18 protein-coding genes are annotated in these 21,724 nt (G+C 46.1%); 8 read left to right on the top strand and 10 right to left on the bottom strand.

What is annotated here, in order from left to right:
• The first annotated feature begins 64 nt into the window (after positions 1–64).
• Complete coding sequence (locus R7Q48_RS19255; RefSeq protein ID WP_256903252.1) at positions 65–2,185, top strand: AsmA family protein; 2,121 nt, start codon at positions 65–67, stop codon at positions 2,183–2,185.
• On the opposite strand, the gene R7Q48_RS19250 is transcribed toward R7Q48_RS19255, so the two are convergent.
• The 3 genes from R7Q48_RS19250 to R7Q48_RS19240 all read right to left on the bottom strand — a co-directional run bounded on the left by R7Q48_RS19250 (position 2,171) and on the right by R7Q48_RS19240 (position 4,545).
• Positions 2,171–3,088, bottom strand: coding sequence for a bifunctional GNAT family N-acetyltransferase/hotdog fold thioesterase (locus R7Q48_RS19250; RefSeq protein WP_005379283.1), 918 nt, complete (start codon positions 3,086–3,088; stop codon positions 2,171–2,173). The two genes, R7Q48_RS19255 and R7Q48_RS19250, sit on opposite strands and share 15 nt — an antisense overlap.
• A 106-nt stretch (positions 3,089–3,194) precedes the next feature.
• Complete coding sequence (gene dtd, locus R7Q48_RS19245; protein WP_005379282.1) at positions 3,195–3,629, bottom strand: D-aminoacyl-tRNA deacylase; 435 nt, start codon at positions 3,627–3,629, stop codon at positions 3,195–3,197.
• Positions 3,601–4,545: a virulence factor BrkB family protein gene (locus R7Q48_RS19240; protein WP_005379281.1), complete on the bottom strand. Its 945-nt coding sequence runs from the start codon at positions 4,543–4,545 to the stop codon at positions 3,601–3,603. The genes dtd and R7Q48_RS19240 overlap by 29 nt, the downstream gene beginning before the upstream one ends.
• Before the next feature lie 34 nt (positions 4,546–4,579).
• Between R7Q48_RS19240 and R7Q48_RS19235 the strand changes: the two genes are divergently transcribed.
• Complete coding sequence (locus tag R7Q48_RS19235) at positions 4,580–5,221, top strand: DUF2959 domain-containing protein (protein ID WP_005382972.1); 642 nt, start codon at positions 4,580–4,582, stop codon at positions 5,219–5,221.
• Positions 5,222–5,252: 31 nt separating this feature from the next.
• On the opposite strand, the gene R7Q48_RS19230 is transcribed toward R7Q48_RS19235, so the two are convergent.
• Positions 5,253–5,795 (bottom strand): AAA family ATPase, encoded by a 543-nt coding sequence (locus tag R7Q48_RS19230; RefSeq protein WP_005382971.1) that lies wholly within the window; start codon positions 5,793–5,795, stop codon positions 5,253–5,255.
• Between the two features lie 72 nt (positions 5,796–5,867).
• On the bottom strand, positions 5,868–7,697 hold the full coding sequence (gene typA / locus R7Q48_RS19225) for a translational GTPase TypA (RefSeq protein WP_005379276.1): 1,830 nt from the start codon (positions 7,695–7,697) through the stop codon (positions 5,868–5,870).
• Between the two features lie 530 nt (positions 7,698–8,227).
• Between typA and glnA the strand changes: the two genes are divergently transcribed.
• The 6 genes from glnA to add all read left to right on the top strand — a co-directional run bounded on the left by glnA (position 8,228) and on the right by add (position 16,855).
• A complete protein-coding gene (glnA, locus tag R7Q48_RS19220) occupies positions 8,228–9,637 on the top strand; it encodes a glutamate--ammonia ligase (protein WP_005379275.1) in 1,410 nt (469 codons plus the stop codon).
• Positions 9,638–9,832: 195 nt separating this feature from the next.
• Complete coding sequence (locus R7Q48_RS19215; protein ID WP_256903253.1) at positions 9,833–10,414, top strand: DUF4124 domain-containing protein; 582 nt, start codon at positions 9,833–9,835, stop codon at positions 10,412–10,414.
• A 132-nt stretch (positions 10,415–10,546) separates the two neighbouring features.
• Positions 10,547–11,593, top strand: a complete 1,047-nt coding sequence (glnL, locus tag R7Q48_RS19210) for a nitrogen regulation protein NR(II) (RefSeq protein ID WP_017821940.1) — start codon at positions 10,547–10,549, stop codon at positions 11,591–11,593.
• A gap of 57 nt (positions 11,594–11,650) precedes the next feature.
• Positions 11,651–13,054 (top strand): nitrogen regulation protein NR(I), encoded by a 1,404-nt coding sequence (gene glnG, locus R7Q48_RS19205; RefSeq protein ID WP_256903254.1) that lies wholly within the window; start codon positions 11,651–11,653, stop codon positions 13,052–13,054.
• A gap of 102 nt (positions 13,055–13,156) precedes the next feature.
• Positions 13,157–15,703, top strand: coding sequence for an EAL domain-containing protein (locus R7Q48_RS19200; RefSeq protein WP_167415594.1), 2,547 nt, complete (start codon positions 13,157–13,159; stop codon positions 15,701–15,703).
• A gap of 147 nt (positions 15,704–15,850) precedes the next feature.
• Positions 15,851–16,855, top strand: coding sequence for an adenosine deaminase (add, locus tag R7Q48_RS19195; RefSeq protein ID WP_005382965.1), 1,005 nt, complete (start codon positions 15,851–15,853; stop codon positions 16,853–16,855).
• Positions 16,856–16,924: 69 nt separating this feature from the next.
• Here add and hemN read toward each other — a convergent pair whose 3' ends face one another.
• The 5 genes from hemN to R7Q48_RS19170 form a co-directional block, all read right to left on the bottom strand.
• A complete protein-coding gene (hemN, locus tag R7Q48_RS19190; RefSeq protein ID WP_025768296.1) occupies positions 16,925–18,316 on the bottom strand; it encodes an oxygen-independent coproporphyrinogen III oxidase in 1,392 nt (463 codons plus the stop codon).
• Positions 18,317–18,500: 184 nt separating this feature from the next.
• A complete protein-coding gene (locus tag R7Q48_RS19185; RefSeq protein WP_005379254.1) occupies positions 18,501–18,989 on the bottom strand; it encodes a DUF2489 domain-containing protein in 489 nt (162 codons plus the stop codon).
• Between the two features lie 7 nt (positions 18,990–18,996).
• Complete coding sequence (yihI, locus tag R7Q48_RS19180; RefSeq protein ID WP_005379252.1) at positions 18,997–19,539, bottom strand: Der GTPase-activating protein YihI; 543 nt, start codon at positions 19,537–19,539, stop codon at positions 18,997–18,999.
• A complete protein-coding gene (locus R7Q48_RS19175) occupies positions 19,539–20,177 on the bottom strand; it encodes a class I SAM-dependent methyltransferase (RefSeq protein ID WP_005379250.1) in 639 nt (212 codons plus the stop codon). Before R7Q48_RS19175 ends, yihI begins: the two co-directional genes overlap by 1 nt.
• Before the next feature lie 838 nt (positions 20,178–21,015).
• Positions 21,016–21,633 carry a c-type cytochrome gene (locus tag R7Q48_RS19170; protein ID WP_005379248.1) on the bottom strand — a complete coding sequence of 206 codons (618 nt, stop codon included), beginning with the start codon at positions 21,631–21,633 and terminating at the stop codon, positions 21,016–21,018.
• Positions 21,634–21,724 lie beyond the last annotated feature (91 nt).

The raw sequence follows: 21,724 nt of genomic DNA, 5'->3' as shown, positions 1-21,724 counted from the left end.
GAATATTGATACAAGCTAAAGCCTATCTAGTTTTATTTCATAACACACGTAGGTTCTAGCAAAGATGAAAACAGCGCGTCGAGTTCTACTTCTGTTACTGGTTATCTTAGTTGCCATTCCAGCCGCTACGATTGCGCTGCTAACAACATCTTACGCGGACGCAACCTGGCGCTTGCTGTCAAACACCTTTTCTCTTCCCTTCCGGGCCGGAAGCGTGCGTTATGGCTTTCCCTATCACCTAACTTTACAACGCGTGAACACCAGCGGAGACGATGCGTCTTACATCGAGCAAGTCGATTTATGGATGAATCCCGATGTTTATCGCGATGGTAAATGGATCGTTGATAGTTTATTGATTGATGGTATGAGCTTGCAGTATGGCGCACCAAAGCTCCCACCTTTAGACAACGTTTTATTCCATCAAATCGCGCTCAAAAATATTGATTACGCCGACGAGCAGTTCTCTGCCAATGGCATTGACCTTCAAATTCAATCACCACAATGGAATGGTCAATTAATACCATATGGCGAAGTTCAACTTGCAGCTGACCAACTCTATTGGAATGGCGAAGCCTTTAATCAAGTCTTAGTCGATATAGACTACAAACCGCAAGACAGTACGCTTTATGGCACCTCTTTTAACTGGCGTAACAGTCAAATATCTGGGCAAGGGGAGCAGTATCCTCAAGGCTGGTCTTTAGTAAATGTGACCATCAACAAGCTGAAACTGAGTAATACGCAGCGCCAATCACTGCTTGCAAAACCTTGGCACGATCTACCATTTAACATTAATCATATTAATAGCTTAGATTTGCTTAACGCCGATATTGAATGGGGCGACTGGCACTGGCAGAACTTGGATCTTTCTGTGGAAAACGCCACACTGCCACTGTCTCTCTGGAAGACAAAAGCTCAAGTGTCATTGCAGGCGGATAGCGTTCGATTCCAGCAGCAAACCGCAATAGAGCCACGTTTGAGTGCCGCTATCGAGCCAGGAGTAATCCAGCTCAACGAGCTCAGCTTAGATTGGCAGCAAGGTCGAGTGCAAGTTTCTGGATTGTTCACGCCAACACAATGGAAGCTCAAAGAAGCCTCTATTCAAGGCCTCAAGTGGGCAACACAGCCAGAAGACAACCTAAATTGGTGGCACGCCGCCACCAGCGAGTTAGAGCATGTTGCAATCGAACGACTCGACATTGAGCGCAGCCAAATTATCCAGCTATCTCACGAACCTTATTGGCAACTTTCCGGTTTAAATATCGAAGGGCAACAGCTTGATATTAAACAGTCGGCTCAACGTTGGGGCCTTTGGCAAGGCGAATTGGAAGTCAGCGTTGTCAATGCCAGCTATGACCAAATACTCACGTCTCACGCAGCACTTGCCATGCAAAGCAAAGATGGCTTTTGGCAATTGACTCGCCTTTTTGCGCCACTCGAGCAAGGCTACGTAGAAGGCATCGGACAAATAGATTTGAGTACCCCGAGCCAACCTTGGGCGCTCAACGTCAATGCTGATGGTATTCCCTTATCGCTCTTCCACGATTATTTTTTACCCGACACACTGGCTATTGATGGTTTTTCCGATCTCAGCCTCGATCTACAAGGGTTGTCAGGTGATCGCAACATGCTGGCCTACAGCTTGTCGGGTGAAGTGGAAGCCAACCTCCGAGATACCCGCTTGAAGTCCCAAGCGAATCATTCGTTCAAAGCCATTACCTTAAGTCCACTGCGTTTAAGCGCGCAACGAGGGGAAGTTGCCATAAAGCCGGTCACCATCTCAGGAAAAGCCATAAGTGGTAAGGTTTGGGGAACATTTGATATGGCCAACAACCCGCTAAGTGGCATTACTTATCAATTGGAAGAGTCGTGCGGAAACATTGAAGGCGATCTACTAAGTGGTGAAACCCACCGTAATGAGTGCGTGAACGCATCAAAACTGGCCGAGCCTACTGATATTGAGACTCCACAGAAAAATGAGCCTTCCATCGAGCAACCTATCGTGATTGATAACATCAACTTGGAGATTCAAGAGGAAGAGCTTTACGAAGAAGTTATCGAAGAAGATGAAGTACCCAACACGCATTCCGCAGCAGAAGAACAAATCCTCTCACCGACAGAGCAAGAAGGTGAAACAGATAAGCGCCCAGCAGGTCAGTCGGCGCTTACCCCATCAGCAACTGAGTAACTGCGAGTAGTTCGGTATCAACATATAGGTACCGACAAAATCCACAGCTGGCGTGTCACCACTATAAATCACTACGTGAATAACGATGCGTGCTTTGCGTCCCGACTCCAACCGGTCTAGGTCACCACTGATCCCATCCAACGAAGTACTCGCCACGGGGTTTTGTTCGACTGGTTGACGATAACGAATCGAGCTGTCGGCCAACACAATATCCCCGTGCAACCCACGCTCTTTAAGCAGCAGCCACGTCATCCCCCACCCTGTCAGGGTTGCTAAGGTAAAAGCTGACCCGGCGAACATGGTGTTATGCGGATTAAGGTTAGGATTAAGCTGCGCACAGCATTCAAACTGGTAACCCGTGTACTGGTTAATTTTGATCCCCATTTTGTCGCTAATTGGGATTTGTTGCTCCCAGCGCTGTTGAAGCTCAGTACACCATTCAGGGCGACGTAACACATTGGCCATCGGATCCAGTTGCTTCACCATTTGCTGATGGCGCACAGGGCCACGCTCATCGGTTAGCTCGCCTCGACGCTCAAAGCCATTTTTTTCATAAAAGGCGATGGCATCTTCACGGGCATTACACACCAAGCGTTTCGCTCCTTCTTGGCGCGCTAACGACTCTAGTGCAACCAAAACCAGCGAACCCATTCCTTTGCTACGGCGATTATTTTTAACCGCCATGTAGCGGATCTGGCCATCATTATCCGGTGTAATGTATAAACGGCCAATCGCCATAGGACGACCTCGTCCATCAACAATCATGCGGTGATGGCTCATTTCGTCGTATTCATCGCGCTCTGAGCCGATCGGCATACGCCATGGCTCACGAAGCAGTTGCCAGCGAAACTGATAATACTTGTTTATCTGATTATCGGTTTTGGGAGTAATGAGTTTGAACATATCAATCCTTTGAAAGCACAACACTAATCAGTGTCGGAAAAATTACTCCAAGCCAATTCCATGAGCTTGGAGTTAAAGCTTAGACTATGGCGCCTGTGTTACCAGATTAGACCTGCAACCAAAACGTCACTGGACCGTCATTCACCAAAGACACTTTCATATCGGCAGCGAAGCGGCCACGCTGTGTGGGTAAGACTTCTTCACACAAGTCAGAAAAGTAATCATACAAGCGCTCTGCATCAACAGGATGCGCACCGCGAGAAAAGCCAGCTCGCGTGCCTTTTTTTGTATCCGCAGGCAGCGTAAATTGAGAAACCACCAGCACTTTACCTTCCACCTGTTTAACGTTTAGGTTCATCTTGCCTTCGTCATCTTCGAACACACGGTAGGTTGTAACACGCTCCATTAAACGCTTTGCTTTAGCTTCATCGTCGTCCTTCTCTACGCCCAATAAGACCAGCAGACCACGATCAATTTCTCCTACGACTTCACCATCCACACGGACGGCTGCTTCACTGACTCGTTGAATTAGCGCTATCACTACTCTCGCTTCCTTCATCTGTTAACTGAGATTCAGCGGTCGAGTGTATCATGTCTAAATCTTCACTCCAGTGCTCTCGCTCACCAAGCGCAGCCGTAACTTCCGCCCCCAATAACACGATCATCCAGCATAAATACACCCAAACAAATAAGATAGGAATCGCCGCTAACGCGCCGTAGATGAGCTGATAAGACGGAAACTGAGTGATGTAGAGTGCAAAGCCTTTTTTACTCAACTCGAACAGTATCGCGGCGACTGCTGCCCCCATGGCACCATGAGCGAGGTGTACTTTTTTATTCGGCACTAGAATATACAAGCCAAGAAAAGCAAAAAAGGACAGCAACAACGGTAGCCAACGCAGAAATAGATTAAACGCACCAGATAATGTCTCATTCTCTAAAATTTGCAGCGAAGTCACGTACGACGTCGCCGCAATACTCGCACCGACCATGATCGGCCCTAACGTGAGTACCATCCAATACATAGAGAATGAAAAGACTAAACGGCGCTTGTCTTTAACTCGCCAAATGTAGTTTAAGTTCTTATCAATGTTGGAAATCAGCATGACCGCTGCGATGAATAAAAACCCACCGCCAACCGCGCTCATTTTGCCCGTATTCGCCACAAATTCCTGTAATGCCGTATGTACAGCTTCTCCAGAAGCTGGCACAAAATTCTCAATAATGTAGCCTTGCAGCACCTCACCAACGTTCGCAAAAACGGGAAATTTCGACAATATTGATAACAATACCGTCAGCATTGGCACGATGGATAACAAGGTAATGTAGGCAAGATAGCCCGCGTTCACATTCACACGGTCATGCGTTAATCGCTTAAGAAGATACTTAAAAAACGCGACGCAACTTGGCAGTAGATTGATTAATCTCGCCTTGTAACTCTCTGATAACTGGTTCATAGTTCATCCCATAATTAGCGCCGAGGACATAAGAATGCCTTATTTATTAGCAATTGTACTATCAATTTTCACTTTAACAGGGTGTCAATCTGCTTATTACTCAGCAATGGAGCAGGTTGGGTATCATAAACGAGATATTATGGTCGACCGCGTCGAAGATGCCAAAGAATCTCAACAAGATGCACAAGAAGAATTCACCAGTGCACTTGAAGCCTTGTCTGCGATCACCAACTTTGATGGTGGTGAGCTAGAAAATGTCTACAACAACATCAATGACAAATACGAAGATAGCGAAAAAGCGGCTCAAGACGTACGTGACCGTATTGCTGCGATTGAAGACGTATCCGGCGCACTGTTTGATGAGTGGCAAGATGAGCTAGAGCTGTACTCGAGTGCGAAACTGCGTCGTTCAAGCGAGCAAAAGCTACGTGAAACCAAAGCCTCGTACAAAACCATGCTTAGCGCTATGAAGCGTGCAGAGAAAAAGATGACACCGGTACTGGATACGCTACGTGACAACACGTTGTACTTAAAACACAACCTTAACGCCAGTGCGATTGGTTCTTTGCAAGGTGAGTTCTCTAGCTTAGAGAAAGACATTCAGTTTGCGATCAAACAAATGAACGAAGCGATTGCAGAGTCCGATAAATTCCTACAAAAGCTCAATCAAAAGTAAATGATTTAGACCTCCTCCTAGTGAGGAGGTTTTAGTCGGCGACCTTACCGAGTAAACCGATGACTCTTCGAACAAAGCCGACTCTCTCTGGCACAGTTCCCCATGGTACTTCTATCACTTCATAACCCAACTCAGTATAGACACTCACTAACGACTGATGAATCTCCAATGCTTCTTCAAAGCTGTGTGGACGCACTTCATCTTGTACGTAAATGGATGCTTCAGGTCGACAAGTAAACACCTGACTATGGTACCCAGCGCTTTCGGTTAAGAAAGCTTGGTCAACCTTACAGCCGCCCACTTGTAGGTATGCAATGATGTCGGGGATGGCGCGATCAACAAACGCAACATCATGACAACGCGCATCACTCTTTTGTTTGTCCATCAACCCAAGGCATAACTTGGCAAACTCAGGTAAATTCGTCCACGGCAAAATACCATTTTCTAACTGGCTTTGCTGCTCAATCAAGTCGCGAGACCCTTCAGGAAACGTGGCATAACCACACGCGTCTAGCGCATTCAGCAGTGTTGTTTTTCCCGCACCAGGCCCACCGGTGATAATAATCGGGTTCATATTCAACTCCAGAAAACAAAAAGCCCCGAGCATAACTCGAGGCTTCTTCTTAATTGAATCGCTTAACGAAAATTATTTCGCGCCACGAGAAGCACGCTTACGGTCGCTTTCCGTTAGGAACTTCTTACGGATACGGATGCTTTCAGGCGTTACTTCTACTAGCTCGTCGTCATCGATGAATTCTAGTGCTTGCTCAAGAGTCATCTTGATTGGCGGAGTAAGAACCTGTGCGTCATCTGTACCTGATGCACGAACGTTGGTTAGCTGCTTACCTTTCAGTGCGTTTACCGTTAGGTCGTTGTCACGGCTGTGAATACCGATAACCATACCTTCGTAAACTTCAACACCGTGACCGATAAATAGACGACCACGCTCTTGAAGGTTGAACAGTGCGTTAGTTAGCGCTTTACCCATCGCGTTCGCGATTAGTACACCGTTTACACGTTGACCGATGTTACCGCCTTTGTGAGGGCCGTAGTGATCAAACGTATGGTAAAGAAGACCTGAACCTGAAGTCAGTGTCATGAATTCCGTTTGGAAACCGATCAGACCACGTGATGGCATAACGAAGTCCATACGCACACGACCTTTACCGTCTGGAGACATGTCTTTCAGCTCACCTTTACGTAGGCCGATGTTCTCCATGATGCCGCCTTGGTGCTCTTCCATTACGTCGATAGTTACCGTTTCGAACGGTTCCATCAACTGACCATCTTCTTCTTTGATGATTACTTCTGGACGAGATACTGCTAGCTCGAAGCCTTCACGACGCATGTTTTCGATCAGGATAGAAAGGTGAAGTTCACCACGACCTGATACGCGGAATTTATCTGGATCGTCTGTTTGCTCAACGCGTAGTGCAACGTTGTGTACCAGTTCCTTCTCAAGACGCTCAAGGATGTTACGTGACGTTACGAACTTACCTTCTTTACCCGCGAATGGAGACGTGTTTACTTGGAATGTCATCGTTACTGTTGGTTCATCAACAGACAATGGTGGTAATGCTTCTACTGCGTTTTGTGCACAGATAGTGTCAGAAATTTTCAGCTCGCCAAGACCAGTGATTGCGATGATATCACCCGCGTTAGCTTGTTCCACTTCGTGACGCTCTAGGCCAAGGTAGCCCATTACTGTACCCACTTTACCGTTGCGAGTTTTACCGTCAGCACCAATAATGGTTACCTGCTGGTTTGGTTTAACGCTACCACGAGTTACGCGAGCCACGCCGATAACACCAACGTAAGAGCTGTAGTCTAGCTGAGAAACTTGCATCTGTAGTGGACCATCAAGGTCAACATTTGGCGCGTCAACAACATCAACGATAGTTTGGAATAGTGGTTCCATGTTCTCGCCAGTTTCGCCTTCTTCTAGAGAAGCCCAACCGTTAAGTGCTGATGCGTAAACTACTTTAAAGTCTAGCTGGTCATCAGTTGCACCTAGGTTGTCGAACAGGTCGAACACTTGGTCCATAACCCAATCAGGACGTGCGCCAGGGCGGTCAATCTTGTTGATTACAACGATTGGTTTTAGACCGTGAGCAAACGCTTTTTGTGTTACGAAACGCGTTTGAGGCATTGGACCATCAACTGCGTCAACGATAAGTAGTACAGAGTCTACCATCGACATGATACGCTCAACTTCACCACCGAAGTCCGCGTGTCCCGGAGTATCTACGATGTTGATACGGTAATCGTTCCAGTCGATTGCTGTGTTTTTAGCAAGAATGGTAATACCGCGCTCTTTCTCGATGTCGTTCGAGTCCATGACTCGCTCTTCAGCTTCACCGCGAGACTCAAGCGTGCCTGATTGTTGTAGCAGCTTGTCAACCAACGTGGTTTTACCGTGGTCAACGTGCGCGATGATCGCGATATTTCTTAATTTATCAATCTGTGGAGTAGCCATGGATATTGATTCACTTAGATAGATGAAATGCCCCCACGCTGAGAACGGGTGCTCTCTGGCGACATTTGCTGATTAAAAAAACGGCCATAATGTACCAGATTTTAGCAAAAAGCCTAGAAATATGTGATCTACTCCCGAGCATTTCTGCGATTTTTACGCTTAATGCCCATTTTCTTCCTCAGAACGAATTGATTAAACGCAACTTTATTCCAATCGATGCATAATTCAAATTGACTCTTGCTCAAAAACTGGGCTGAATACGCAATGTACCTGTCACATTATGGTGCAACAATGATTTTTGGCACCATAATAGTGCAAGCAAAGATCATTTTGGTGCAAGCAAGTGCACCAAACTAGCATTCAAAAACACAATTGCTTGAAATTAATGGAATATTTTTTTTGGCACGGTTTTGGCTTTAGTTAAAACAGCATCGATTAATGAAAAGTCAAATTGATTAATCAATGCCAGGTTTCATGAATAATTCATAAATCGAGCTTTTACCGCTTATTAACACTGGAGGTTATCCAAGATGTCAGTAGAAAACGTTCTATCGCTGATCCAAGAAAACGAAGTTAAGTTTGTTGACCTACGCTTCACTGATACAAAAGGTAAAGAGCAGCACATTTCGATCCCTGCTCACCAAATCGACGCAGACTTCTTCGAAGAAGGTAAAATGTTCGATGGTTCATCAGTTGCTGGCTGGAAAGGTATCAACGAATCAGACATGGTAATGATGCCTGACGCATCTTCTGCTGTGCTTGACCCATTCACGGAAGACGCAACACTAAATATCCGTTGTGACATCTTAGAGCCTGCAACAATGCAAGGCTACGACCGTGACCCACGCTCTATCGCAAAACGCGCTGAAGACTTCATGCGTTCTACTGGTGTTGCAGATACTGTACTTATCGGTCCTGAGCCAGAATTCTTCCTATTTGATGACGTGAAGTTCTCGACAGACATGTCAGGCTCTTTCTTCAAGATCGACGATGTAGAAGCAGCATGGAACACAGGTTCTGACTACGAAGAAGGTAACAAAGGTCACCGTCCAGGCGTTAAAGGTGGTTACTTCCCAGTAGCTCCAGTAGATTCATCTCAAGACATCCGTTCTGCTATGTGTCTAGTAATGGAAGAAATGGGTCTTGTTGTTGAAGCGCACCACCACGAAGTGGCAACGGCGGGTCAAAACGAAATCGCAACTCGTTTCAACACGCTAACAACCAAAGCTGACGAAATCCAAATCTACAAGTACGTTGTACACAACGTTGCTCACGCGTTTGGTAAAACAGCGACGTTTATGCCTAAACCACTTGTTGGCGACAACGGCAGCGGTATGCACGTTCACCAGTCTCTAGCAAAAGATGGCGTAAACCTATTTGCTGGTGACAAGTACGGCGGTCTATCTGAAATGGCGCTTTACTACATTGGTGGTATCATCAAACACGCTCGTGCAATCAACGCATTCGCTAACCCATCAACAAACTCGTACAAACGTCTTGTACCAGGCTTCGAAGCACCAGTAATGCTAGCTTACTCAGCGCGTAACCGCTCTGCTTCAATCCGTATCCCAGTGGTACCAAGCCCGAAAGCACGTCGTATCGAAGTTCGTTTCGGTGACCCAGCGGCGAACCCATACCTATGTTTCGCAGCAATGCTTATGGCTGGTCTTGACGGTATCAAGAATAAGATCCACCCAGGCGAAGCGATGGATAAAGACCTTTACGATCTTCCAGCTGAAGAAGCAGCAGAAATCCCAACTGTTGCATACTCACTAAAAGACGCGCTAGCAGAGCTAGATGCTGATCGTGAGTTCTTAACAGCGGGCGGCGTATTCTCTGACGACTTCATCGATTCATACATCGACCTTAAGTCTCAGGACGTAGAGCGTGTGAACATGACAACTCACCCTGTTGAGTTCGAACTTTACTACTCTGTGTAAGGTCGACACTGTGTAAAATGTAAACACAGCAATAAAATATTAGGCTCGCCTCGCAGGCGGGCCTTTTTTGTATTCGCCACTCAAGCTTCGACGTTTAACATGAGAGGACAATAAAAATACGCTTAGAATTTTTCCTTACAGGTCAAAGAGCTAAGCCATTGAAACGTGAAATCATCGAACAAGAGAAGGTGAGCAATGAAAGTTCAGCTTATTCCATCACTGTGTGCACTCAGCGGATTGTTAATCGCCCCTATCACCTTCGCGCAGGTCGCGTATACGTGGGTAGATGAAAATGGCGTGGTTCACTTTAGTGATACGCCAAACAAAGGAGCAAAAGCGATCGCACTGCCAAACCTTGAAGCCAGCGCACCAGCTCCTGAGGTAGAAAGTACTGAATCGCTCGCACCTCAGACTACGCCATCTACTGCATCACAAAACAAGCCAGAGAAAACAACCGAGAAGCCTCTTCCATTACAACTCTCGATGCTGACTCCCAAGCACAACGAGACCATCCGCAGCAATCGAGGCATCATCAATATTCAATTAGAAACCAATCGCAAGCTTGGTATCGGTGAGCAATTGCAATTGTTACTCGATGGAAAACCTTATGGTGCGCCACAAAGCCATATAGTGTGGCAGTTAAACAATATTGACCGAGGCACTCACACACTTGCTGTGCACGCGAAAAGAAGCGGCAAGCTTATTGCATCTACTAGCCCTATAACGGTGCATTTACATAGAGCAAGTGTTAAGCCGACCGTAAAAGGGGCAAAATAGAATATCTGGTGAAAAAAATCACATCTCAGCGGTGCTTTTCACTTTTTCTTCTAAGATTTATTCGCCATACTTAACGTTCAATTGCACCATTATTGTGCATCGCACAATCTTAAAGCAAAACAAGGACGTAATGTGGATACCAGTCTTCCTAGTGCCATTCTCAACAATATGGTGACAGCAACGCTGATTCTTGATGATGGATTGGCCATCCGTTATGCCAATCCGGCTGCCGAATTGCTGTTTTCTCAAAGCGCCAAACGAATTATTGAACAATCACTTTCTCAATTGATTCAGCATGCGTCGCTGGATCTCGCGCTGCTCACTCAACCGTTGCAAAGTGGCCAAAGCATCACCGACAGTGACGTCACTTTCGTTGTTGATGGCCGCCCTTTAATGCTAGAGGTGACGGTTAGCCCTATCACTTGGCAAAAGCAGTTGATGCTTCTGGTCGAGATGCGCAAAATTGATCAGCAGCGCCGACTCTCTCAAGAACTGAACCAACACGCCCAACAACAAGCAGCGAAGCTGTTAGTCCGAGGGCTTGCACATGAGATTAAAAATCCGCTTGGCGGCTTACGCGGTGCGGCGCAATTGCTAGAAAAAATGCTGCCAGAGCCCTCTCTCACCGAATATACACACATCATCATTGAGCAAGCAGACCGTTTAAGGGCGCTCGTGGATCGATTACTAGGACCGCAAAAGCCAGGTAAGAAGACACAAGAGAATCTGCACCAAATTCTTGAAAAGGTTCGCCAACTGGTTGAATTAGAGTCACAACGCTCAATCATCATTGAACGAGATTATGACCCAAGCTTGCCAGAGATTTTGATGGATACAGACCAAATCGAGCAGGCAATGCTTAATATCGTCAGCAACGCCGCACAAATTCTTAGCCATCAAGAGCACGGGAAAATAACCATTCGCACCAGAACGGTGCATCAAGCCAATATTCACGGCAAACGCTGTAAACTCGCTGCTCGTGTCGAAATCACAGACAACGGCCCAGGTATTCCACCGGAACTACAAGACACGCTGTTCTATCCCATGGTCAGTGGCCGCGAGGGAGGAACTGGATTAGGGCTATCTATTTCGCAAAATTTGATCGACCAGCACAATGGAAAAATAGACGTAGAAAGCTGGCCTGGTCACACAACATTTACTATTTATCTGCCGATCTGAGTGCGCTAATGGACTTCAAGTCGCGTCAGTTTTTCGGTTTGCTGCAAGGATTACTACATGAGTAAAGGATATGTTTGGGTCGTTGATGACGACAGTTCAATTCGCTGGGTAATGGAGAAAACGCTCTCCTCTGCCGACATCAAATGTGAAACCTATGCCGATGGGGAAAGCGTGTTAATGGCGCTCGAACGCGAAGTGCCGGATGTTCTAGTATCAGACATTCGCATGCCAGGTATTGATGGGTTGGAGCTACTAAAACAAGTACAGCGCGATTACCCAGACCTTCCCGTGATTATCATGACCGCGCACTCAGATTTAGATGCAGCAGTGAATGCGTACCAAAAAGGTGCTTTTGAATATTTACCAAAACCTTTTGATATTGATGAAACTTTAACTCTGGTTGAACGAGCCATTGCACACAGCCACGAAAACAAACGCGAGCAGCTCTCTCCAGAAGACATTCCAGCAGAAACGCCTGAAATTATCGGTGAAGCACCAGCGATGCAAGAGGTGTTTCGCGCCATTGGTCGTCTTTCTCGCTCCTCTATTTCAGTCTTGATTAACGGTGAATCGGGCACGGGTAAAGAACTCGTTGCTCATGCACTGCACCGTCACAGTCCACGTGCTAACAAACCTTTCATTGCGCTCAATATGGCGGCGATTCCCAAAGACTTGATTGAATCAGAACTGTTTGGCCACGAAAAAGGCGCGTTTACGGGAGCAAACAATGTTCGTCAAGGACGATTCGAACAAGCCAATGGCGGCACTCTATTTTTAGACGAAATCGGCGACATGCCATTAGACATTCAAACTCGTTTACTACGCGTTCTAGCTGACGGGCAGTTTTATCGAGTGGGCGGTCACTCTCCGATCAGTGTCGATGTACGAATTGTCGCGGCAACACACCAGAACTTAGAAAAGCTGGTGCACGAAGGTGACTTCCGTGAGGACCTATTTCATCGCTTAAACGTGATTCGCGTTCAGATCCCGGCACTGCGTGAGCGTAAGCAAGACATTGAAAAGCTTACACAGCATTTTCTTATCCGTGCAGCTGATGAGCTTGGTGTGGAAACAAAAACTCTCCACCCGTCAACCGTAGAGATTCTTAACCGCCTTGATTGGCCTGGCAACGTGCGTCAATTAGAGAATATTTGCCGTTGGTTAACCGTTATGGCCAGTGGTAGCGAGGTGTTACCAAATGACTTGCCAAGCGAACTACTCGAAGAGAAAAAATCCATTTCAGACTCTGCACATGGTAGTTGGCAAGAACAATTGGCGGATTGGGCACGGCATTCACTCGCAGCAGGAGATAAAGAACTACTTTCTTACGCTTTACCAGAATTTGAACGCATTTTATTAGAAGCAGCCTTAGAGCACACTAAAGGTCATAAGCAAGATGCCGCTAAAGTATTAGGCTGGGGGCGAAATACACTCACCAGAAAATTAAAAGAATTGTACTGACAATCACTTACGTGGTGCGTTAACAACGAGCGTCGTTTGTCACTCGATATTAATAAAAACATCAGTACAATTGTGGCGCACCACCATCTATGTGATTAGGCGATGTCTACTGCTACGACTCAAATTACACTGCGTACTGCTGTTCTGATTCCATTTGTCATGATCTTCTTACTGGCGATCGGTGTCATTGTCTACGTCCAAAAACAAAGTTACGAAGAAGTGGTCACGGATATCAGTGACAAGCAACTTTCCGTGTTAACCGAAAGTGTCCACGACCACCTCAATAGCTATCTACGTAAGCCTTTTACTGCGGTTATGGCTCTCGCGCACAACGTCAGCTATCACAACCTTTATCACCCTCATGATACCTCAGACATTCAAAACTACCTGCTAAGTGCATTCAAAAATCTTTACCAATCTATACCGCAGTTGGATGTAATCGCATTTGGTTCAGAAAACGGCGACTTTGCAGGCTTTCGCCGCGAACTTTCCGACGATTACACCTTAATGGTGCAAGATCGCCACACCGATGGTGATCTGGTTATTTATGGAACCAACCATGTGAGTAACAACATTCGAACGGTTATCTCCCAATACGATCCTCGCACTCGCCCATGGTATAAGCCCGTTGCAGAGAGCCAAAACGCCACTTGGTCTGAAATTTATACCAATGCTGATGAACGCCAGGATATTACGCTATCAGCCATGACGCCGGTGTACAAACACGACCAATTTGCTGGTGTTTTGGTGACAGACATTCGTATCAATACATTCAACGAATTCCTGCGCGAGTTAAAATACAACACTAAAGCGTCGGTCTACATCATGGACCCAGATCATCGTTTAATCGCTCACTCAGGCCCGGGAAGCGTCATCTCATGGGGCACAAAATTTTCGGATAAAGGGCAGCGTTTGCTTGCCGCTGAAAACGCAGACCCGATCATCAAAATCAGTGCGAGCCGAGTCCGGTCTTTCGATCTCAACAACACCAAGCAACCTTATACTTTTTCATTTGAACATGATGGCCAACGTATTTTCAGTCGGCTAACCCCGTATCGAGACCAAGACGGCTTAACATGGTTTATCGGCACCTCCATTTCGGAGTCTGAGCTTCTCGGCCTGTTACCAAAAAGCCAGCAAGAGAGCTGGCTCGTTGGCATTATTGTAAGCCTATTTGGTATCGCCATCAGTTGGATCATTTTCAACCGAGTTACCAGACCAATTAACGCGACGGCCGCCGCCGCTCAGCACCTGGCAAATGGGGATTGGGATAGCGGCATGCCAAAGCCTGGTTATGTGTATGAGACAACCGTACTGGTTCATGCTTTTAATGAAATGGCGAACAATCTAAGAGCTTCATTCAAAGCATTGCGTGAACAGTTGGTTTATGACTCTCTAACACGCTTATATAGTCGTCAGGGTTTGGTCGAAATCTGTGAAAATCAGTCTGATCTTTGTCACGGCAGTTTATTTTTACTTGGCATCAACAAATTTAGAGATATCAACGACAGTGTGGGTCATCACAACGGCGACCAGTTGTTGGTCAGCATCGCTGAAAGGCTAAAACAGCAGTTTCGTGACAACGCATTATTGGCTCGGATTGGTGGTGATGAGTTCGCGGTGTTTCTCTCAAATGTCGACACTGAAACCAAAATTAAACAAACCGAACGTCGATTACAGCAACTCTTTTCCACCCCATTTATGGTGGAAGGCGAGAATGTAGTGATGAAGATTTCACTTGGTATTGTACAAACCCAGCCAAACGAAACCATGCCTTTATGGTTACGCAACGCCAGCATCGCATTAAGTTACGCTAAACAAGACTCACTGACTGGTGTTTGTCACTACAGCCCAGAACTAGCGAGCGCTTCAAAGTTTCGTACGCAAATGCTGACCAAGATCCAAACTGGTATTGAAAACCGAGAGTTTATTCCTCATTACCAACCGATTGTGGATCTCGTCAGTGGCACGGTGTGTGGCGCCGAAGCACTGGCGCGTTGGCATAGCGACTCAGGTATGGTGTCACCATTAGATTTTATCCCAATCGCGGAAGAAAGCGGCATGATCAAAGCCATCGGCCAACAGATTCTGTTACAAGCTTGTCGCGACACTTACCAAGCGATCGAAAGCAAACAGTGGCCGTCGGACTTCCAACTGCATGTGAATATCTCTGTTAATCAACTATCCTGCCCAAGTTTTGTTGATACGGTGACAAGCGTATTGGATATCACGAAATTACCAGCAAGTAACCTCACACTAGAGATCACAGAATCACGTATCATTGATAGCGCACCGACCACACTAGAAAATATGACTAAACTGCGTGAAATGGGTATTGGTATCGCGATAGATGACTTTGGCACCGGCTACTCATCACTGGGTTACCTCCACTCTCTGCCGTTTACCTGCTTGAAGATTGATCGCACCTTCATCAATCAACTCACGCAAGAAAACTTAAACAGTTCAGTCGTCGCTGCCGTCATCAATATCACAGCAGGTCTCAAAACTAATGTCGTCGCGGAAGGTGTCGAGGATAGCAATCAAGCACAATTACTCCGCTCTTTAGGCTGTAATCAGGTGCAAGGCTTCTACTACAGCCGCCCTATGCCACTAGAAGAATGGCCAACACATTTGGTGAACATGAAGTAGAAAAGAGCGAGAATCGTTGATTTCCTAGTCATCCTCTACTGACAATCTACCCAACTGTTATTTATACTTAACTGCAAATCTTACCCATGTATTGTCACAGATGATGTTTGGGCCCTGTTCCAGTTCATAACTATCCGGATCGACAAAATGATAACGAAGAACCTTCCTCTTACTGATTTGCACCGTCACCTCGACGGTAACATTCGTACTAAAACGATTCTTGAGCTAGGCCAAAAGTTTGGCATTGCCCTACCAGCGTACGATATTGAGTCTCTCACTCCTCACGTTCAAATTGTCGAAGCGGAACCCTCTCTTGTTGCTTTCCTTTCTAAGCTCGACTGGGGTGTTGCGGTACTGGGCGATCTAGATGCGTGTCGTCGTGTCGCGTACGAAAACGTAGAAGACGCGCTAAATGCACAAATCGATTACGCTGAGCTGCGTTTCTCTCCTTACTACATGGCGATGAAACACAAACTACCAGTAGCGGGGGTTGTTGAAGCCGTCGTGGACGGTGTGCAAGCGGGTATGCGCGATTTTGGCGTGAAAGCCAACCTGATCGGTATCATGAGTCGTACATTTGGTACTGACGCATGTCAACAAGAACTGGACGGCATTCTGAGCCAGAAAGATCACATCGTTGCCGTTGACCTTGCGGGTGACGAGCTAGGCCAACCGGGTGATCGCTTTGTGTCTCACTTCAAGCAAGTACGCGATGCTGGCCTTGGGGTAACGGTCCATGCTGGTGAAGCAGCAGGTGCAGAGAGCATGTGGCAAGCAATCAATGAGCTGGGCGCAACTCGTATCGGTCACGGCGTAAAAGCGATTCACGATCCAAAACTGATGGATTACCTAGCAGAAAACCGCATTGGTATTGAATCTTGCCTGACGTCAAACTACCAAACAAGTACGGTAGAAACGCTAGAAAACCACCCTCTCAAGCAGTTCCTAGAGCATGGCGTTCTTGCGTGTTTGAACACTGACGATCCAGCGGTTGAAGGCATCGAACTGCCATACGAATACGAAGTAGCGGCACCAGCCGCTGGCCTGAGCCAAGACCAGATTCGCCAAGCGCAAATCAATGGCCTTGAGATTGCGTTCCTTTCAGAAGCAGAAAAATCGGAACTGAGAGAAAAAGTAAAAGATCGCGCTTAAATCCAGCGAAAACATAAAAAAATGCCAGCATCTGCTGGCATTTTTTATATCTTGAATCTGTATCTCTGATTAAATAACACGAGAGAACTGTTGCTGACGTGCCTTTGCTCGTAGGTATTTATCGAAGCTCATACAAATATTACGGATCAACAAACGACCTCGCAGCGTCACACGAATTTCATTATCATCCACTTCCACCAGCTCATCGTTAATAAAGGTCTGAAGTAGCTGCAAATCTTCTTTAAAGTACTGTTCAAACCTCACTTTAAACTCAGACTCAATGGCTTTCTTGTCTAACTTGAAGTTACAAATCAGCTGCTTAATCACTTCGCGACGGAGCAAATCATCGGAGTCCAGAGAGACCCCTTTCCATAGAGCGTGACGAAGTTCGTTGACTTGAGCGTAGTATTTCTTCAGCTCTTTCTGGTTTTGCGCGTACGCATCGCCGATCATCGAGATTGCAGAAACACCAAAGCCAACCAAGTCACATTCACCTTGTGTGGTGTAGCCTTGGAAATTGCGATGCAAAATACCTTCGCGCTGGGCAACAGCAAGTTCATCGTCCGGCAAAGCAAAGTGGTCCATACCGATAAATTGGTAGCCAGCACCGGTCAGTGTCGCGATGGTGTCTTGCAGAATCGCCATCTTCTCTTCTGCCTTTGGCAGGTCTTCGTCTTTAATCTTACGCTGCGCTGCAAATAGCTGTGGCATGTGCGCGTAGTTAAACACGGATAGACGGCCCGGCTGCATCTCTAGCACTTGTTCTAGAGTCTTGGCAAAAGATTCTTTGGTCTGCTTCGGTAAACCGTAAATCAAATCTAGGTTCGTCGAACGAAAGCCTAACTCTTTTGCGCGCGCAACCATCGCAACGATGAACTCTTCATCTTGCTCACGATTCACCAGTTTTTGCACTTCTTTGTTGAAGTCCTGAACACCGATGCTCAAGCGATTGAAGCCTTCACTACGCAGATGATCCAGCATGGTCAGCTCGATTTCACGCGGGTCAACCTCGATACTGATTTCAGCATCGCTACTAAAAGTAAACTCTTGGCGTAGCAGGCTCATTACACGCGTGATTTGCTTTTCAGAGAGAAACGTCGGTGTACCACCACCAAAATGCAATTGCGTCACGGTGCGACCAACAAGTAATGCAGCACGTTGACGAATTTCGTGTTCAAGCACGTCGAGGTATTCATCCGCTTTGTGCGAGTGGCGCGTAATGACTTTATTACATCCACAGTAGTAACAAAGCTTGTGACAGAACGGAATGTGTACGTACAGCGATAATGGGCGTTCTGGGTATTGAGTGCATGCCATATCATAATCAGAAATGGTGAACGCTTCATGAAACTCTAGCGCCGTTGGGTACGACGTATAACGAGGCCCGGAATAGTTGTACTTATCCAATACCGCTTGATCCCAGACGATTTGCTGTTTCGATTCAGTGTGTTGATTCGACATGGTGGTACTTTCCGTTAAATGCTAGGGCAACGAAAGCCGTCACCCGATATTCAGAACCGCTATTTTGCCATACGACGATGACAAGCGTGGCAACGCCGACTGGCTTTTTAAGTATAAAACTAAAGAAGTGCTAGCGTGATCACGATACCCCCATTAGCCATAAGGAGACTATTGGGGGTCGCGCTTAAATCATCTGAATATTGATTTGATTATTCAGTGGCTGGACGTTTTTCTGCAACACTTTGAGCTCCTCAATAATCGCATCAGTGAGGCGGCTTTCCGCTTTATGACGCGTCAAGTTCTGTTGCATACGCTCTTTCTTGGCAAGTTGTTGGCGTTCTTCGCCACGCGCCATATCTTTCACGATGTGGTAAAGCTCAGAAATCGCAGGGTACGTTTTATCGAAATCAACGCGGTCTTCACCTTGTACATAATCCATGATGTTATACACACGGATACTGATTTCAGATAAATCGCACTGGCCTTGAATGCCCGCCTGACACAAGGTATGCACATTCTCAAAAATGTTGGCGTTACGTTTGTCTATCGCCAATTTTTGATGCTTCAGCTGCAATTCCTTTTGCTTTTTCAATTGAAGCAGAAGGTAACCTGCATAAGAAGCGAGTGCGATGATAATCACAACACCAGCAATAGCTAATAAGGTTACATTCATAGCTTAATTATCCTTTATAGTCGTCGAAATTAATGTCGTCGAAATCTGCCAGCAAGTCATCATCGTTGCGCGTGCTTTTCTCAGCAGGTGCAGTGAAGTCTTCCTCTTCTTCAGGTTCCAACAAACCTAGTTGGTCCATTAGCTTCTCAATGCGATCGAGTTTCTCATCGACGAATTTCTGTAGACCTGTGCCCAGGTTTTCACCCGCTTCAATACGGTCTAGCAACACGTTCAATTGCGCGTCATTTTCTAGCATCTCTAGTTCTTGCTCTGCCGACAAACGACGCTCTTGCTTCGTCATTTTCTTCGCAGGTTCAACAATCAGAGGTATTTTCTTTTTGCTGCCTAAGCGCGGGTCGCGATTTTGTGCAGCAGCTTGCTTTTTCTGCTCGTTAACTTCTGAGTTACGGTTACCCGTTTTCAGACCTTTACGCTTTTTAGCACGCTTGCGTAAGCGGCCTTCCACATCAGATTCTGTACGGTTACGAGTTACAACAAACTCAGGTGCACCAGCGGCACCCGGTTTTCTAGATTTTTTACTACGGCTCATTACTGGGGTTTCCTCAGTAAAATTACATCATTACCAATAAATTCGAGTTCGAGCTTATCCCGCTCTGCTAGGAACTGGAACGTGTCACGACTAAAGAACACTACGTGAGTGAGATCGTTCTTATAATGCCATGATTTGAAAGCCTCCACGTCGATGACCATTTTCGTCATCAGGCCTATCCAGCCCCCTGGCTTAACTAAATTCAACCATTGCTTCCACACCAAATCTGGGTGGTAGAGGTGCTCTATCACCTCTGTTGCTGTCATGAAGTCGTACGTTTTTTCTAAAACCGACGTATCAGGGTGGTAGTAGAGATCGTACAACGCCATGTTGTGCCCCGCCTCTTCCAGCATCAAGGAGAGCGTTGGGCCAGGACCACAACCAAAGTCGATACCATTTGATTGTGGAGAAATTCGCTCTGTGATCGGGTCAGCAATACGCGACAAAAAGCGTCGGTAACCCAAATCATCGGGGTTGTTCTCATGCAAATCATAGTGAGCTTTTTCGCTTTCCGCATCCAAACGTTGGTCTGGATTTACGAATACCAAGCTGCACTGCTCACATTGAAGATATTCACGACGCTTATCTTCAAAATAATGGTGAGTGCGCTGATTTTGGCATAAAGGACAGGTATGCATGCTGACTTCCTCAAACAGGGATGCGAAACATACCAGAAAGTGAACTCGGATTGGAGTGTTGTTGAGTATTTTTTCAGCAATTTTTGTTAAAAAACTTTGTTTACAACCTATAAAGCTAAATAAGTGCAGTAATCTCAATTCAAGTTACGACTGAGCAAGTCAACGGATATAAAAAAAGCGACAGTCAGACTGTCGCTTTCTAAGTGCCATCAATTGGCGAAACTGTGTTGCACACATTTGGTGCACCAATGATCCCTTTGTTTTTAGAGCTTTCCCTGCCAAAAAGAGTTGTTTTTCATCTTCCTGATGAGTTTTGGCTATCCGTTTACTTCCTGTCTACTGAGCAACTTCCTGTGCCTGATCCGTTTCACTGTCTTAACCGTCAGACGAGATGACCATCCTTATCTGATAGGCTCCCTACCTATCTAAATCCCTTTCTAAATCACCAAGCATCCGAGCTACATCCTTGGAGACCTAAACCGTGGTCTTAAATCCTTACATTCACTCCCTGTGAACGACTTCTACTTTACGCCATCCAGTTATGCTCACAAGTAATGGGTTGAAAAAATAATCCGCCTATTTTTCTAAAAAATCAAAATTATCATTTAATCAAAAACTTAAAAACACTAACAAGAAAAAGCCAACATCAAGTATGGCAAATGTCTCACAAACTGCCGAGCCAACTATCGCTTTCGTATCCAAACTCGACTGTGATATCTGTCACGAACAAAAATGCCCTAGTGGATTCACTAGGGCATTTTTGTACAAGTTGCTCGAACGATGTAGGGACATCTACCCAACCAGCTCAAGATGCAGGATCTTGAGCGATTTAGGTATATTAGTGCAGACCGCCAACGTATTTAGACAGCACTTCGATATCTTCGTCTGTCATTTTCTTCGCGATGTCGCGCATCATGGCATTCATATCATTACCACGGTCGCCATCACGGAATTTTTCTAGCTGAGCTTTGATGTAGTCAGCATGCTGACCAGAAATTTTCGGGAAACCTGAAAGCTCAGTACCATTGCCACGAGGACCATGACATGCAATACATGCGGTTAGGCCACGCTCGGCATCACCAGCGGTATAAAGCGTTTTGCCTTTTGCTACTACATCTTCAGGTGTTGAGTTTTCTGAAACTGGTAGCGAAGCGTAGTAAGCAGATAGGTCTGCGATATCTTCATCGCTCAGTGGCATTGCCATACCACTCATTACAGGATCGTAACGACCTTGTTTACCACCACTTGTCATGCCTAGCTTAAGTTCTTTTAACTGCTTCTCAAGATACTTAGCGTGTTGGCCTGCGAGTTTCGGGTACGTTGTTATTGCACTGTTGCCATCTGCTCCGTGACAGGCGACACAGGTTTGTGATTTTGCTTTACCAGCCTCAATATTACCTTGGGCCCATACTGAGCAACTGGCTAAAAGACTCAAAATTAGCGCTAATTTCTTCATGACATTCCATTATAATTATCAAGCTTCCAGTACCACGGAATGTGAACATACCGCGTACACTCATGGTACAATAGGCGACCTTATGCCGAGC

It is taken from the genome of Vibrio sp. 378 (assembly GCF_033339435.1).
This window is presented reverse-complemented; position numbering and strand designations above follow the sequence as displayed.

Excerpts from the sequence above, each read along its gene's own strand:
- R7Q48_RS19255 (WP_256903252.1), top strand. The coding sequence starts at position 65 with ATGAAAACAGCGCGTCGAGTTCTACTTCTGTTACTGGTTATCTTAGTT.
- R7Q48_RS19250 (WP_005379283.1), bottom strand. The coding sequence starts at position 3,088 with ATGTTCAAACTCATTACTCCCAAAACCGATAATCAGATAAACAAGTAT.
- R7Q48_RS19240 (WP_005379281.1), bottom strand. The coding sequence starts at position 4,545 with ATGAACCAGTTATCAGAGAGTTACAAGGCGAGATTAATCAATCTACTG.
- R7Q48_RS19235 (WP_005382972.1), top strand. The coding sequence starts at position 4,580 with ATGCCTTATTTATTAGCAATTGTACTATCAATTTTCACTTTAACAGGG.
- R7Q48_RS19230 (WP_005382971.1), bottom strand. The coding sequence starts at position 5,795 with ATGAACCCGATTATTATCACCGGTGGGCCTGGTGCGGGAAAAACAACA.
- typA (WP_005379276.1), bottom strand. The coding sequence starts at position 7,697 with ATGGCTACTCCACAGATTGATAAATTAAGAAATATCGCGATCATCGCG.
- glnA (WP_005379275.1), top strand. The coding sequence starts at position 8,228 with ATGTCAGTAGAAAACGTTCTATCGCTGATCCAAGAAAACGAAGTTAAG.
- R7Q48_RS19215 (WP_256903253.1), top strand. The coding sequence starts at position 9,833 with ATGAAAGTTCAGCTTATTCCATCACTGTGTGCACTCAGCGGATTGTTA.
- glnG (WP_256903254.1), top strand. The coding sequence starts at position 11,651 with ATGAGTAAAGGATATGTTTGGGTCGTTGATGACGACAGTTCAATTCGC.
- R7Q48_RS19200 (WP_167415594.1), top strand. The coding sequence starts at position 13,157 with ATGTCTACTGCTACGACTCAAATTACACTGCGTACTGCTGTTCTGATT.
- add (WP_005382965.1), top strand. The coding sequence starts at position 15,851 with ATGATAACGAAGAACCTTCCTCTTACTGATTTGCACCGTCACCTCGAC.
- hemN (WP_025768296.1), bottom strand. The coding sequence starts at position 18,316 with ATGTCGAATCAACACACTGAATCGAAACAGCAAATCGTCTGGGATCAA.
- R7Q48_RS19185 (WP_005379254.1), bottom strand. The coding sequence starts at position 18,989 with ATGAATGTAACCTTATTAGCTATTGCTGGTGTTGTGATTATCATCGCA.
- yihI (WP_005379252.1), bottom strand. The coding sequence starts at position 19,539 with ATGAGCCGTAGTAAAAAATCTAGAAAACCGGGTGCCGCTGGTGCACCT.
- R7Q48_RS19175 (WP_005379250.1), bottom strand. The coding sequence starts at position 20,177 with ATGCATACCTGTCCTTTATGCCAAAATCAGCGCACTCACCATTATTTT.
- R7Q48_RS19170 (WP_005379248.1), bottom strand. The coding sequence starts at position 21,633 with ATGAAGAAATTAGCGCTAATTTTGAGTCTTTTAGCCAGTTGCTCAGTA.